The sequence below is a fragment of the Sphingobacterium sp. UBA5789 genome (assembly GCF_002418355.1).
Lineage (GTDB): Bacteria > Bacteroidota > Bacteroidia > Sphingobacteriales > Sphingobacteriaceae > Sphingobacterium.
On record NZ_DIDX01000004.1, the window covers coordinates 1136347 to 1152652 of the forward strand.

General features: G+C 39.5%; 12 protein-coding genes. 3 read left to right on the forward strand and 9 right to left on the reverse strand.

The genetic code is table 11. The features are described 5' to 3' along the window. Positions 1-70 precede the first annotated feature (70 nt). From B4B65_RS14315 to B4B65_RS14355, 9 genes are all read right to left on the reverse strand, one after another. Complete coding sequence (locus tag B4B65_RS14315) at positions 71-2260, reverse strand: polysaccharide lyase family 8 super-sandwich domain-containing protein (RefSeq protein WP_293916250.1); 2190 nt, start codon at positions 2258-2260, stop codon at positions 71-73. Positions 2261-2468: 208 nt separating this feature from the next. Then, on the reverse strand, positions 2469-2849 hold the full coding sequence (locus B4B65_RS14320; protein WP_201679685.1) for a response regulator: 381 nt from the start codon (positions 2847-2849) through the stop codon (positions 2469-2471). Positions 2850-2903: 54 nt separating this feature from the next. Beyond that, positions 2904-3473, reverse strand: a complete 570-nt coding sequence (locus B4B65_RS14325; RefSeq protein WP_293916251.1) for a chemotaxis protein CheB — start codon at positions 3471-3473, stop codon at positions 2904-2906. 3 nt (positions 3474-3476) lie between these two features. After that, on the reverse strand, positions 3477-4301 hold the full coding sequence (locus B4B65_RS14330; RefSeq protein ID WP_293916252.1) for a CheR family methyltransferase: 825 nt from the start codon (positions 4299-4301) through the stop codon (positions 3477-3479). Beyond that, entirely contained in the window at positions 4302-4673 is a 372-nt protein-coding gene (locus tag B4B65_RS14335; protein ID WP_293916253.1) for a response regulator, read from the reverse strand. A gap of 18 nt (positions 4674-4691) precedes the next feature. Next, positions 4692-8288 (reverse strand): response regulator, encoded by a 3597-nt coding sequence (locus B4B65_RS14340; protein ID WP_293916254.1) that lies wholly within the window; start codon positions 8286-8288, stop codon positions 4692-4694. A gap of 7 nt (positions 8289-8295) precedes the next feature. After that, a complete protein-coding gene (locus B4B65_RS14345; RefSeq protein WP_293916255.1) occupies positions 8296-9777 on the reverse strand; it encodes a hybrid sensor histidine kinase/response regulator in 1482 nt (493 codons plus the stop codon). A gap of 251 nt (positions 9778-10028) precedes the next feature. Further along, complete coding sequence (locus B4B65_RS14350; RefSeq protein ID WP_293916256.1) at positions 10029-10598, reverse strand: gluconate 2-dehydrogenase subunit 3 family protein; 570 nt, start codon at positions 10596-10598, stop codon at positions 10029-10031. Between the two features lie 18 nt (positions 10599-10616). After that, positions 10617-12305 carry a GMC oxidoreductase gene (locus B4B65_RS14355; protein ID WP_293916257.1) on the reverse strand — a complete coding sequence of 563 codons (1689 nt, stop codon included), beginning with the start codon at positions 12303-12305 and terminating at the stop codon, positions 10617-10619. A 380-nt stretch (positions 12306-12685) separates the two neighbouring features. On the opposite strand from B4B65_RS14355, the gene B4B65_RS14360 reads away from it, so the two are divergent. Genes B4B65_RS14360 through B4B65_RS14370 form a run of 3 tightly spaced genes read left to right on the forward strand, consistent with a single transcriptional unit; the run spans position 12686 to position 16276 of the window. Continuing rightward, entirely contained in the window at positions 12686-13738 is a 1053-nt protein-coding gene (locus B4B65_RS14360) for a sugar phosphate isomerase/epimerase family protein (RefSeq protein ID WP_293916258.1), read from the forward strand. A 27-nt stretch (positions 13739-13765) separates the two neighbouring features. Continuing rightward, positions 13766-14917 carry a Gfo/Idh/MocA family protein gene (locus B4B65_RS14365; protein ID WP_293916259.1) on the forward strand — a complete coding sequence of 384 codons (1152 nt, stop codon included), beginning with the start codon at positions 13766-13768 and terminating at the stop codon, positions 14915-14917. A 27-nt stretch (positions 14918-14944) separates the two neighbouring features. Next, positions 14945-16276 (forward strand): Gfo/Idh/MocA family oxidoreductase, encoded by a 1332-nt coding sequence (locus tag B4B65_RS14370; protein WP_293916260.1) that lies wholly within the window; start codon positions 14945-14947, stop codon positions 16274-16276. Positions 16277-16306: the final 30 nt, after the last annotated feature.

Sequence of the window (16306 nt, forward strand, 5' to 3'; positions counted from 1 at the left end):
TTTACATTAATTTTGCAAATGCAGAAAGGCTTACGTATTAATTTTGCATTACGAACCTCCTATGCAGGTATTAATCTATTATCTTAGAAACCGTCTGACCCGCAAAAGGTTTTTGAGGAAGTTCAAATTCTATCCGGATTGGAGCAGACTTCTCAGGCAACTTTACACTGACATTGAGCTTTTTATGCTGTTGTGTCGGATCTGATACAGAAATCTCATATTGACTGTTATCCAGTTTTCTAAGCATTATTACAGCGGGAATATCTGACCCCAATTTCAGCTGATCATCAGAGAAAGGTTCTGTGATTTTATAAAATACAATTTGCCAGATATGTAAACCTTTGTGAAAGACGGCCTGCTTTTCATCATCGTTAGCCAGAATGTAAATATTATCCTTTAGCAGATAATTTTTCATATCTGCAGGTTCCTTTATTTCCGGTACCATAATGTAAGCATAAGTTGCATTTTTCGGACGGACACCATGCTCGAGAGTCAACTGAAATACATTCTTGTCTTCAACCTTCTTATTATTTTTCTCTCCCGTATGTCTTATTTCACTCCAATCGCTCTTCCTGTTTTCAACCGATAAATTTACATTACCTGCATTTGGAAATATATAGCCTACCCGATTATGCAAGACCCAATTGATATGATTTCCCGCATTGAAATTACTATTCATGCTAAACGGATGTACCTCATGATCTGCGCATATATAAAATCCCTCTTCATTGTGGAAGGTTTGATTAAGAGTTGTATGGACAGGATAAGATAGGGAGGAACGAATACCCGCTCCCAGACAGACAATCTCCTCATCAAACATAAACCATGCTTTTTTTGCAGATGTATGCAGATCTTCGTCCACGACATATGCAGTAGCTCCGTATAACCCGTCAGAAACTCCACCGGAAAAAGCATGAGTACCTCTCCGGTCTCCCTCTCCCGGAGCCTTGTTGACAGGAATAGGCAAAGTATCCGGTAAGGTTGTTCCCGGTAATTTCGTCCATTTCCAGAGTGGAAATATATTATAATATTCAGGTCCGTCCAATTGCAGATTTAATGTTCCCGAGGCTCCCCAGAATCCTTTTATATTTTCCTGATTTCCGATCTCCTGTGCATAATTTCTGTTGGATACCGCATGTATAGAGAGGAAATAAGAAGGCCGGCTATGTACAGTATAATCTGTATTCCAATAGTATTTATGCTGAGGTTTTATACCAAAAGAGACATCTTCTTCACCACTCATTCTTTTACGTATAATCTCATATTGTTCTTTTCCCTGAGGATCAATTTCTTCCAATCGGAGCAGATCAGACGAATAATCCCTTTGAGTAGCCCCAATCCGGGATATTCCTCTTCCCAGAACATTCCAGTCGATCCATTTGCCCCTGATCACACCAAATATAGATTCCAGAATAAACTTGCGGAACAATGTTAGTTTTTCACCTTTCAATGCATATTCAGTATCCGCTGTGTAACTGGCTGCTTTAATAACACTGTGCATAAATTCTGTCCCATAAGCACCGTTGTACAAATATCCGTAATGCATATCATAGGAAAGATCATATTGCATCCCTTCTCCTTCTGTATATTGAATCGGCGCATACGTTTCCCTTACCCCCGTCTCCAGAACAATTTTATTCCGCAACAATGCGCCCATGTATATCCATCCCATAGCGATCTGTGCTTTATTTGCGCCGAAATTAAATTTATGCATAGGATTATTACGGCCATTGCTTGTGACGGATGTATCTTTACATATGGCTGCAAGCGTACTTTTTTCAACAGACTTCTCCAAAGGTTTTGCACCGAATTTCATATTGATAAGGCTCAGGGACAAAGATTGAGGGCGTGTAATCCCTTGCTGATACCAGTTGTCACAATACGGTAACGGCTTATGATTGGTAAAATATGTTAAGCTTTTATGGACAGCATACCATAAATCCTTATTTCTGTAATAGCTACTCTGTGGATGTGAATATGCCAAAGTCATAGTTCGGATCCGCTCCAGTACAGGCATCCAACCAGGATTAATCCGTTTATGATCTGTATAATCAAATTCTTCCCATTTGCCATTGCTGTGATTGAGCGTAGAAAGGCTATTTTTCACTTTCCTGTCCAGCTCGCTGATATCTTTAACAGCGCTGACCTGTTCATCATGAACCCGTTGTAATATAGTCTGGTAGATATCTTCAGTCTGCGCCTGAGCATGGAAATAAAGGCAAACTGTAAAGAGTAATAAGAAAATTAGATTAGGTTTCATAGCTTATTATCCGGTAACGGATTTATCAGTCGCTAATGTAATTTTTATAAATTGGAATACAAACCCATTCGGAGAAAGATCTGCTTTAGTAACAAACTTGGTGCAAAATACAGCTTATAAATAACTACAAAAGGCAGAAAAATCTGCCTTTTGTAGTTATTATACTCACTTTAAGAATTAGAATAATCAGAAAGTGTTGCTTAAGTTGTTAGGATTTACTACCTGCTTCAGTCAGCACTTGTTCCACAATATTTTCCAGATCAGAAAGATCGAATGGTTTTGCCAGATAAGCATCTGCACCAGCCGTCTCTGCAAGAACATGAATATCATTATTCGCGGAAACATAAATAACCGGAATATGATTAAAGTCGGGATGTGCCTTCAGGAGTTGTGTTGCCTTAATACCTCCGATATCCGGAATCCAGTTGTCCATCAAAATAACATCAGGGTTTACTTCGGCAGCTTTCTCTATAATATCATGTGAAGTCTGAGAAATTTCCACCTTGTAACCTGCTTCTGCAAGTATAATGGAACACACTTCCAATATATTGATATCATCATCAAAAAGCAATACGGTTTTGTCGTTCATAAGTATGTAATGTTGTGAGGTATATGTTAATTTGTACAGTAGATGTATTGGATACTAAACGCTTAATTGGTTTATAAATACGGCTAATTCATCGGGTTTCAGCAAATAATCAACCTGAACACGCGATACTGCCTGTCTGGGCATATAATCCACCTCTGCTGTTTGAGGATCCTGCACAAGTATTATGCCACTATTATGCTTTATCCTGCATAATCCGTCAACTCCGTCAGCATTTGCTCCGGAAAGCAGTAAAGCTACTGTATTTTCTTCAAATACTTCAGCTGCAGACTGGAATGTGACATCTATTGAAGGACGGGAATAGTTCATTTTTTCTGAAGAATCTAAAGAAACCAGGTTTTTATTTTCAAAAAGAAGATGATAGTCCGGAGGTACCACATAAATACATCCGTTTTCAAGAGACATCTTATCTTCGACTTCAAATACTTCTAAATCTGTATAACTGGAAAGCAATGCATTAAGTATAGAATCAGGATACGGTTTCCGATGAAGAATAATAACAATTGGAAAGGACAGGCCTTTCCGTAGTTCGGGCAGGGCTTCCAATATTACTTTCAGACTTCCTGCAGATCCGCCAATAAGAAATATCTCTGCTTTTTTCAACATCTTCTACTTACTTTTTCGCCAGATTTTTTCAGCATCCAGCTGTTTGTACCGGCTTTCCAAAGCGGAAAACCGTAATGTTTCCTTTGATCCCAGAGCAAGAAAACCAAGACTATCCAGGCTGTCATCAAACAGACGGAATACCTTATTTTGCAATTCTTTATCAAAATAAATCAGCACATTCCGGCACATTATCAGCTGAAATTCATTAAAAGAACTGTCCGAAACCAGATTGTGTGTTGAGAATATCATTTTTTCTTTCAGATCTTCATTGAATTTAACCATGTCATAATTGGCCGTGTAATAGCCTGAAAAATCTGATTTCCCTCCGGATAAGATATAATTTTCGGAATACTGTTTCATCTGGCTTATCGGAAAAATTCCCTTTCTGGCCTTTTCCAGTACACCCGGGTTAATATCCGTAGCATACAACAGCGATCTGTGATATAAATTTGCTTCCTTCAGCATAATAGCCATTGAATACACTTCCTCTCCGGTAGAACATCCTGCCAGCCAGATGCGGACAAACGGATAAGTTCCCAGCTGAGGAAATACATTTTCACGCAGGGATTTATAAAAAGACGGATCGCGAAACATCTCTGTAACATTTACCGTTATCTCTTCGATAAAACGTTGTAAATATTCCGGATGATTCAGCACTTTATACCGCAGTTCTGCAAAACTGGTAAACTTATCAATGAGACAGATCCTGTTTATTCTTCGTTTGAGAGATGCACGGCTGTATTCTGTAAAATCATAACCATATAGGGCAGATACATCTGCGAGTAGCATTTCGAGCTCATCATTTTTTATAATATTCGGCTCCAGCATTTATTTCACTTTTCCTATGACTGCCAACAACTTATCTACATCTACAGGCTTGGAGATATAATCCCATGCTCCTGCTTCTATACACTTTTCCCGATCTCCATCCATTGCCTGTGCGGTGACTGCAATAACAGGGATATGCCTGCATTGTTCTAAGCCATGGATGATCTTCATCGCTTCATATCCATCCATTTCTGGCATCATCATATCCAGCAATACCAATCCTATATTTTTATTTTCTTTCAGCAATGAAATTCCTTCTGCCGCTGACTGACTGGATACCGAATGGTATCCTTTCGACTTTAAAGTCAGGGTCAAGGCAAAGATATTTCTGCTGTCATCATCAATGATTAATATTAATTTGTCCTTTTCCATAATCTTTTCCTGCCCCTATTAATTTTCATATAACCATACCCTAAGTAAAGAGAGCAACTGATCCGCATCCACCGGCTTTGATATATAGTCTGATGCCCCAGCTATAATACATTTTTCGCGGTCACCAGTCATTGCTTTTGCAGTTACCGCCATTATAGGCAGTTTTGCATACTGCGGAGATTGTCTTATCAACCGGATAGTTTCATATCCGTCCATTTCAGGCATCATCATATCCATAAGCACAATTGAAATATCAGGATTATCTTTTAATTGCTGAATAGCTTCTTTTCCATCTATAGCAGAAATTACCTTCATCTGATATTTTTCTAACGCTTTAGTCAGCGAAAAGATATTACGCACATCATCATCCGCAATCAATACTTTCTTATTACTCAGCACTTCATTTAATGAACCCAGTTTATTAGCCTTCTTCTGCACCTGGTCAGCATTCTTTTCTTCTACCAAATGCAGGAATAATCCGACCTCATCTAAGATTCGCTGATAAGAATGTGCCGTTTTGATTACAATAGAATCTGCATATTGCTTAATCTTCGTTTCTTCAGCTTTGGACAGATTTTTACCTGTGAAAATGATAATAGGTAAATTCTCTAAACCCTCATTCTTTTTGATGGCTTCCAGCGTCTCATAACCTGTCTTATCCGGAATGCCCATGTCCAGGATCACACAATTGACGGCATCAGAAGTCAATGCTTCTACACTGTCTTTCACATTGCTTCTGATCTCAGAAGCAATATTAAAGTTGCTCAGAAAATACGATAAGGCAGTCGCATGCTTAGGGTTCTCTTCTACAATCAGTACTTTTTTAGGATAACGGGCCAAAGCATCTTCAATCTTCTTAAACATGCCTCCGATCTGTTCCATTGCAATAGGTTTGTTGATAAAATCTATCGCCCCTTTGAGTAAACTCTCCTTTTTCATTTTCAGAGAGGACATCATATGTACAGGAATTGGTCGTGTGGCCGGATTACTTTTTAATTCATCCATAACTTGCCATCCGTCTTTTATAGGTAGCTGTATATCCAGCAAAATGGCCAAAGGTTTGTATTTTTCAGCAAATTCTGCAGCAATATCTCCTCTTACGGCTACTATTCCTTTATAATTTTGCTGTCGTGTATATTTCAGCAGTGCCTTAGCAAAGTTGGTGTCGTCCTCCACGATCAGGATAACCTTGTCATGCTCCTTAATATTATTTCTATCATCCTCAATCTCTGCAGGTATATCCAGAATAACGTACGGACTGATTTCTTCAGCGACCAAAGCATTCACCTCTTCTACATCAGAAGATATAATAGCGACCAATTCATCCGCTTTCGGACTGATGACAGATACCTGTTTCGATTTTGGAATAACAAGACTGAATATACTTCCCTCATTTTCTTTGCTCTCCAGTCTGATTTCTCCTCCCAAAAGACGGGCTATTTCACGGCTTATAGACAGCCCAAGCCCTGTACCGCCAAATTTTCTTCTGGTAGATCCATCGGCCTGCTGGAAAGCTTCAAATACTATTTTCTGCTTATCTTCAGCAATGCCAATTCCGGTATCTTTTACAGCAAATACAATATTATTCCCGTTACTTTCTTCCTCTGTAATGGTCAGTGTAATACTTCCTTTGGATGTAAACTTAATCGCATTTGACAGCAGATTCCGCAGCACCTGATCCAGTCGTAATCTATCTGTCTCCAGTGTCGAAGGCAAGTCCGGCTGAATAACAATATTCAGATCCAGCGATTTTTCCTTCACTATAGGTGCAAACAGGCTGCTTAATTCCTGTGTTACGTCTGATAGTTTAACATCCTGGTACTCCAGTTCCATCTTGCCGGCTTCGATCTTCGAAAGATCCAATATCTCATCAATAAGACTCAACAAGCTCGTACCCGAACTTTGTATAACCTTCGCTGATTCGATTTGATCTTCATTCAGATTCTCTTCTGTATTTTCTGACATGAGTCTTGAAAGAAGCAAAATCGAATTTAAAGGAGTCCTTAACTCATGAGACATATTCGCCAGAAATTCTGACTTATATTTTGTACTTAAGGCTAGTTCTTCTGCTTTTTCCTGAATCTCCAGATTACGTTCCGCAATAAGATGATTTTTTTCTTCCAATAGTTTGGAACGCTCTTCCAGTTCCTGATTAGATTGTAAAAGTTCTTCCTGCTGAACGCGCAGTTCTTCTTCCGAAGCCTGCAGTTTTTGCGTTTGTGCCTCCAGTTCTGTGTTCAGATTTTCCAGTTCAGAATGCTGCGCCTGCAGTTCTTCCGACTGTGCCTGGGTTTCTTCCAAAAGGGTCTGTACCTGTTTTCTGCTTTTGGCTGCAGCAAGAGCCAGCGCTATAGTGGCAGAAGCTTCCTTGAAAAAGCCAATCTTTAACTTATCAAATTTATGTGCCGATCCCAGTTCGATAACACCTATACAGATACCGTTAAGAATAACGGGTAACAGTAAAATATGACCTACTGCCAATTTACCGTTTGAAAAACTAACAATATAGTCTTCAGCCTGAATCCCCTCAATCAGTTTTTCCTTGCCATCTTTCAGAACCTGACCAACCATTCCTTCACCGATTTCAAGTGTTTTGGTCATTCTTTCTTCCAGCGCATAGGCACTTTGCAGTCTGATCAGATCATTCTCCAGCAGATAAAATGCACCGTTTATACAATCTCCGTAATTCGTCAGGTGCGACAGAGAATCTTCCGCCAATACTTCCTGGCTTTTATTACCTACAAGTATTTCATTCAGCTTCGCTAATCCTGTCTGACGCCAATCGTTATTATTCAGTTTATCAAAAGAAGATTTTAAAGCGTCTGTCATATCATTCAGAGATCCTGCCAGGCTTCCCAGATCATCTTCTTCTGTATCATTGATTCGTATAGTGTAGTCTCCATGAGCAATATTATTCGCGATTTTTTGAATAACATTCAAGCGGCGGCTTATCTCCTCATCCTTTTTCTTTAAAGAAGACTGCAGCTGCTCTCTCTTATAATAATCTTCTCTTATTTTTTTGTAGAATACGGAAGTAATAATCAAAGAAGCTATAGCCGCTATTACAATAAAAAAAGAAGTGTATTTTGATGAGGCATCGAGGGCTATTGTTCTCTTGTTTAGAAGCATTTCCTCTTCATTTGTAAAACCAGCAATAATATTCCGGCAGCTATCCATATAACGTTTGCCTTCCTCTAACTGTTCTACTGTAATATCACCACCTTGTTTTCTGATTTTCACCAGATTCTGAAGAATATTTATTCTGGAATTGACTAATGATTCAAGGCTGTCTGAGCGACGGGTTTGGTTCGGATTGTCTATCGTCAACTCTCGTACAGTTTTTAGTGACTCCGGTAAAGATTGCGTACTATTGATATAAGGCTCCAGAAAACTTTCTTTACCTGTAAGCTGAAAACCACGCTGTCCTGTTTCCGCATTTTGCAGATCGACAAGAATCTTGTTGACGCCACTGATCACCTGACGGGTATGATCCACCTTCTTTCGGTTATTGATTTGTTCCTTTATACTGAGATAGGAAGCGGTAGAACTCGCCAACAATATCAGTAATGAAACTCCAAAGCCTATCTGAAGGCTGCGTATAAATTTGCCAGGCATGCGCTGTCTAGTTTAAAGGTATAGTGAAATAAAATGTTGATCCTTGTCCGGTCTGACTCTGTATTCCAAATGTTCCGTTATGTTGGCGGATGATTTCCGAACAGATGTATAGGCCTATTCCAAGACCCTGAAATTTGAGCGATGACTCTTCGACGCGATAGAATTTATTGAAAATATTTTTTTGCTTATGCTCAGGAATTCCAATTCCGAAATCAGTAACATCTACTTTGATTTGGGCATTTTCCTGTTCTGTTTTAATAATCACTCTTTTTGAATCAGGCGAATACTTAATAGCATTTGTCAGGTAATTGATTAATACCTGTTCGATCCTTATTTCATCACCAAGTACAGGCTGATCAATAAGATCGCCCTCCCGTTCAATCCTTATATTACTGTTTTCATGTGTGTGGTATATGGTATCCACAACATTGCTCAGCAAATTTTCAAAGTTGAACAATCTCTTATTCATCTTTAGTTTACCGTTATCTATTTTAGATATATCCAGTAAATCTGCAATCAGACTATTCAGTTTAGAGACTTGATGCTGTACAGTATTCAGGTATTTGCTTGTAGCTGTATTTTCTTCGGCACTCAGGGTTCGTTCTAACAGTTGTATGTATGCCTTGATACTGGTGAGAGGAGTTTTCAATTCATGGCTGGCTATACTCAGAAATTCATCTTTCTTTTTCTCTATTTGTTTCTGATCATCAATGTCTGTGAAAGTACCCACCCATTTAACAATCACCTCCTGCTCTCTGATAGGTATAATACGCAATAAATGAAATCTGAATATATCCGAATCGATCTCTTTAATCCTGACTTCAAGTTCCAGCGAATTGCTACTGGCCATAGCCAACAACCACTCATCCCAGATATTTTTATCTTCCGGATGTGTTTTCGGAAATGTTTCAGATGAAAGTGAATACTTAAACCACTTTTCATTAACAAATTCAATATGACCTTCTGCATTTGCGGTGAATGCGATCTGAGGCAGAGACTCTAAGGTAGAATGCAAATGATAGACCCTCTCTTTTAATTTTGCTTCTGCATTCTTTCTGGTTTCGATTTCAGAAATAAGAGCCTGCTGCGTTTCATTTAGAGCTAGTGTCTGTTCGTACAACCGATAGAATGTTTTTACCTTTAACAGCAGAATATCGGGATCTACAGGTTTAGTTACATAATCAATACCTCCTGATTCATAGCCTTTTGTGATAAATTTCTTATCGGTGTTGACCGCAGAAAGAAAAATAATGGGTATTTCCTTTGTTTTACTGAAGCCTGAAAGGGTCTCTGCAACTTCAAAGCCATCAATACCCGGCATTTGAACGTCCAGAATGATAAGGGCATAATCATTTCTTAATACCTTTTTTAGTGCTTCTTCTCCGGACAATGCTGTGTCTACTAAAAAATCCTTGGATTCTAATAATCGTTTTAAAGAATAAATATTTTCTGATTTGTCATCAACAATTAGAATCATGTGCTTGTTCATAGTTTTAAAGACCGATTTTTTGATGCGAAGTGACGATCTGAATTTTAAAGGCTTAAAATAACCATTTATTATTTAATAATACAAGTTGTGCCACCAAAAAAATACGTTGAAAATCTAGCTAAAAAACAGATCAGCTTAATTATTATCCCGAATACAGAATTATTTTGAGAGATAAACAAAACGGAAATTTAATTAAAAATAAAAATGCACCTTATGTCAAGGTGCATTTAGTAACTTAATACACGTTCAGGTTAAGTTGCCCATGCCCGGTCACCTTTTTGATATGGAAAATCACCATCATATTTTCCAGGAATTTTTACATAACGAAGTACTTCTGTAGCACCTAACTTTGAACTAAAAAAAGTGAGCAAAGTCAGCTGTTTAAACAAAGTGAAAAAATGAGGCGGATCCTGCTCTTTTCTTTTACCATTATACTCCTTGGATTCCTTATCCAGCTTATTGACAAATAAAGTCTGGTCTTTTTTCTCTAACTTCTGAAATTCGCTCCCAAACTCTTTCTTAGCTCTTGTATCTATCGTAGCGAGGCCTTCCATAAAAATCTTTTGTTCATTAGCTGTATAGCAATCTCTTACTATCACCGGGATCACCTCCCCTACACCGGCTTCTTTTGCGCCGGGAGTTTTTGTCTTCGGCAAAATAGCTTCTGCCAGATCCCCTATAAAATCAATAGATTCAGCCTCAAAAAGCTTTTTAATATCCTGCGATACCGGTCTTTTGCAACCTTCCAGAAAAAGATTTGCGCCGACGATAGTTCCCCCCATCAGTAAGGCCACCCGTTGTATTGCGTCTCTTCTATTCATTGTTATGAAATAAATATGTTAAAGATTTCCTTTTTTTAACTCACTGACTGCAAAATCTACAGCCCGAGCTGTAAAAGCCATATAAGTAAGTGATGGATTGACACAGGATGCCGAAGTCATAAAAGCTCCGTCTGTCACGAATACATTCTTTGCATCCCATACCTGATTATGTTTATTGAGCACCGATGTACGCGGATCATGCCCCATCCTCGCTGTACCCATTTCATGTATACCCTGTCCCATGCTAAACCCTCCGTCAAATGTGGATACATCTTTTACACCTATAGATTCCAACATTTCCTTCATTTCCTCACTGGCATCCTTCCGTATTTTTTTCTCATTTTCTTTGATTTCAGCATCCATCACCAATACTGGAAGCCCCCACTTATCTTTTTGCGACTTATCCAGTGTAATCTTATTTTCATGATAAGGCAATATCTCCCCGAAAGCCCCGAATCCCAGATGCCATGATCCGGCTTCTGATATTGCATCTTTCCATGCTCCGCCTACACTCATATTATCTACATCACCAGACCAGTTGCTACGCGAAGCTCCGCCCTGATAACCAAATCCTCGTATGTAGTCCCGCTTTTTAGTATCTCCTTCCACATTTGCAAACCGGGGAACATAAAGGCCGTTTGCACGTCTGCCGAACACATACTTATCTTCATAGCCCTCTACTCTACCTCCTGCACCACTATTTAACATATGATCCATGAGATTATGTCCCAGCTCACCACTACTGCTCCCCAGACCTCCTTCCCAGATATCGGTAGCCGAATTCATCAATACCCATGTCGAATTGAGTGCTGAAGCACAGACAAAAACAACCTTCGCAAAATACTCATAGGTCTTATTGGTCTCTGCATCCAGTATTTCTACACCTTTAGCTTTTTTTGTATCCTTATCATAAATAATACTCTTGACAATAGAAAATGGTCTGAGTGTCAGATTTCCAGTCTTCAAAGCTGCCGGAAGCGTTGAGGATTGTGTACTGAAATATCCTCCGAAGTTACATCCCAGACCACATTTATTCTGGTACTGGCAATTGACCCGACCATGATGAGGAACCGTAATATTAGCCACTCTCCCTATTATAAAATGTCTTTTGCTTGCATATTTACGCTTAATCCTTTCGGCCATCTCTTTTTCGACAAAATTCATAGCCATAGGAGGCATAAAATCTCCGTCAGGCAGTACCGAGATACCATCTCTGTTACCGGAAATACCTGCAAACTTTTCTACATAACTATACCATGGTGCTATATCTTTATAACGAACAGGCCAGTCTATGCCATGTCCGTCTTTAGCATTCGCTTCAAAATCCAGATCCGACAGACGATAGCTTTGCCTTCCCCACATTAGAGAGCGTCCGCCAACATGATAGCCTCTGAACCAGTTAAAGGGTTTAACTTCCTTATAGGGACTTTCTGTTTCATTGGTCCAGAAATCAACATTACTTTCATTTATCCACTGATTCATAATTCCAAAAGGCAAATATTTTTTGGCGATATCCAGCGGTACCTTACCTCTGTGCGGAAAATCCCAGGGATCTTTATTGGGTGACGGATAGTCCTTGACATGCTCGATATTACGACCACGCTCTAACATAATAGTCTTGAGTCCCTTTTCTGTTAGTTCTTTTGCAGCCCAGCCTCCTGTGATTCCGGACCCGATGACAATTGCATCATAAACATTATTTGCCATTTCCCTCTTAATTAGTTTATTTGGTTATTAGTTGTGTATTGTCAAATTATAAAACACCTATTTAGATTTTATTTTCTAAACCTCAACCACATAAAAAATAAGTTTATATTTATATTGTTAACCAAAATTTGACCATTCCGGAAAATATATTTCAACTAACTCATTATTTATGCGTTTATGTTTTAATAAGACAAGTGTAAGATTTTTTTTTGATTTAATTGCAACCGGTTGTTTTTTTTTGTAAAATTGTATAACACAAGCGCGTACAAGAATAACCATATTATAAAATTATTAAAAAACAGATTTAACTTTTGTTTTCTATCCGGATACACAGCTATCCCTCACGAACAACATAACATAATCTGTATAAATGAAATATTATGATAACAATTAAAGGTCCTGCAATTTTTCTTGCACAATTTATCGGTGATGAAGCACCATTTAATACATTAGACGGCATCTGCCAATGGGCGTCAGATCTGGGATACAAAGGTATACAGCTTCCTACTTTGGATGCCCGTTTCATTGATCTCGAAAAGGCAGCGAATAATAAAAATTATGCACTGGAACTGAAGGCGAAAATACAATCATATGGATTAGAAATTACCGAATTGTCTACCCATCTTCAGGGGCAGTTGGTTGCAGTCAATCCCGCTTTTGATGATCTGTTTGATGCTTTTGCACCAAAAGAATTACACGGCAGTCCCAAGGCGAGACAGCAATGGGCTATACAGCAGCTTAAATATGCTGTCAAAGCTTCTCATAATCTCGGACTCAAGGCATTAGCAACATTCAGCGGAGCCTTGTTATGGCCATTTGTATATCCCTGGCCGCAGCGTCCTGCAAATCTGATAGAGACCGGATTTGCAGAACTCGCCACATTATGGTTACCCATACTCGATGAAGCCGAGCGCTATGATGTCGATGTCTGCTACGAATTACATCCCGGTGAGGATCTGCATGATGGTGTTACATTCGATATGTTTCTTGAAAAAGTAAATTATCACAACCGAGCCAATATTCTATATGATCCCTCTCATTTTGTTCTTCAGTGTCTGGACTATCTCCAATTCATCGACCTCTACAACGACCGTATTAAAATGTTTCATGTTAAAGATGCTGAGTTTACACCATCAGGTCGTCAGGGTGTATACGGAGGATATCAAAACTGGCAAACGAGAGCCGGACGATTCAGATCTGTAGGCGATGGACAGGTTGATTTTAAATCCGTTTTTACAAAACTTACACAATACAATTTTCAGGGATGGGCTGTACTGGAATGGGAATGCGCCTTTAAAAACCCGGAAGACGGAGCAAGAGAAGGGGCTCTTTTTATAAAAGACTATATTATCAGAGTCACTGACAAGGCTTTTGATAATTTTGCAGCAGTAGAAACCAATAACGACCTTAATAAGAAGCTATTAGGTCTTTAAAGTATAACCTTCAAAAAATTGAGCGCTATGAGCTTTACAAAAATAAGGATGGGCATGATAGGTGGCGGTAAAAATGCTTTTATCGGAGCTGTTCACCGTATGGCTGCCAGTCTGGATGGTCATATCGAATTCTGTTGCGGCGCATTAAGTGCAGATCCCTCTACCGCAAGAGAATCCGGAGAATTCTTATCCCTTCCGGAAGAAAGAACCTATACAAGCTATCAGGAAATGATAGAGCGGGAAAGTAAACTGCCGGAAGATAAACGAATGCATTTCGTAAGTATTGTCACGCCCAATTTTGCCCATTTTGAACCGGCTATGATGGCACTCGATCACGGCTTTCATGTTGTTCTTGAAAAACCTATGACGCTCACGCTGGAACAGGCTTTGCAGCTTCAGCGAAAGATAACCGATACAGGACTTCTGCTCTGCCTTACGCATACTTATTCGGCTTATCCTATGGTCAAACAGGCACGGCAACTTGTGAAAGAAAATAAACTGGGAAAGATCCGAAAAATAATGGTGGAATATCCTCAGGGCTGGCTCAGTACAATGATCGAAACGGATGTAGCACTTGCGGCCTGGCGTACCGATCCCGAAAAAAGTGGAAAAAGTGGCTGTATGGGAGATATAGGTACACATGCCGCACATTTGGCAGAATACATCTCAGGACTGAAAATAGAGAAAATATGTGCTGATCTGCACACATTCGTGGAAGGCAGAAGACTGGAAGATGATGGTAACATATTATTACGCTTTGATAATGGAGCTACGGGTGTGCTATCTGCATCGCAGGTTGCTGCAGGAGAAGAAAATGCGTTAAAAATCAGAGTTTACGGTGAAAAGGCTGGTCTGGAATGGAATCAGCAGGAACCCAATACGCTTCTGCTTAAATGGCTCGATGCCCCGGCGCAGATATTCCGTACAGGGCAATCCTACCTGCATCCTGTCACAAAACACAATACCCGACTGCCAGCAGGTCATCCTGAAGGATATGTTGAAGCATTCGCCAATATTTACAACAACTTTGCATTAACGCTTTTGGCTTCATTAAACGGAACAAAAGCTTCAGATACGGAACTGGATTTTCCAACTACAGACGACGGTGTTCGTGGAATGAGATTTATAGAAACAGTAATAGCCTCCGCACAGTCTGATCTGAAATGGACTGACTTTTAATAAAATCAACATAAAAAACCATAAAATATGAATACCAGAAGACAATTTCTTAAAAAGACATCCTTACTGGCAGGAACTGGATTGCTCGCCTCTACCGTCCCAAATTCTGTATTTGCGATGTTCAATAGCGGCATTATGCCAAATGACCAGGTAAATATTGCTGTGATCGGCGCCAAAGGTATGGGCTGGTCCAATGTAAGCGCAGCTATGAAAATACCGGGTGTCAATCTCATTGGTATATGTGATGTAGATAAAAATGTAATTGACAGCCGGTTAGCAGACCTTAGTAAACAGAATATAGATATAAATAAAATAAAAACATATGGCGATTATCGTGCATTGCTGGACAACAAAGATGTCGATGCTGTCATTATAGGCACTCCTGACCACTGGCATGCCTTACAAATGATTCATGCCTGTGAAGCAGGAAAAGATGTCTATGTAGAAAAACCAGTAGGAAACTCTATTGTCGAATGTAACCGTATGGTTGCTGCTCAGGCACGATACAATAAAGTTGTACAGGCCGGGCAATGGCAACGCAGCCAAAAGCATTTTAAAGATGCTGTAGATTTCATAGGTACCGGACAGCTCGGTAATATACGTACCGTAAAAGTATGGTGCTACCAGGGATGGATGAAACCCGGGCCTGTAGTACCGAATAGCGACGTACCAACAGGAGTAGATTACAAACAATGGTTAGGCCCTGCTCCTCTTGTTCCCTTTAATTCCAGTAGATTCCATTTTAATTTTCGTTGGTTCTGGGATTATGCAGGCGGTCTGATGACAGACTGGGGGGTACATCTTCTGGATTATGCTTTACTGGGTATGAAAGCAGAATTACCTAAATCTATAGTGGGCTTAGGAGGTCGCTTTGCTTATCCGGATCTATACGAAGAAACTCCGGATACTTTGACTACACTGTACGAATTTGATAAGTTCAATATGGTTTGGGATTCTGCAATGGGTATTGACAACGGCTCATACAACAGAGATCATGGCATAGCATACATAGGTAATAACGGCACATTGATCCTTAACCGTGGTGGCTGGGAAGTGATAGAAGAGAAAAAAAGTCAGAATAAAGTGGTAAAACCATTTGCCGCGGCATCCGACAATGGTCTCCAAAACCATATGCAAAATTTTATAGATGTTATTAAAAGCCGGAAAATGGAAAATTTGAAATGTTCTATACAGGCCGGGGCACATGTCGCCACGGTAGCCCAGATGGGAAATATCTCTTACCGCAGCGGGCAGAAACTTGTTTGGGACAAGAATAGCAATAGTTTTACAGATAATAAGATCAATAAACTATATCTGGAAAAAGAATATCACAACGGATACAAACTTCCGCGCGTGTAAGATCAATTCAGGATAGCAGCCATCTTCATC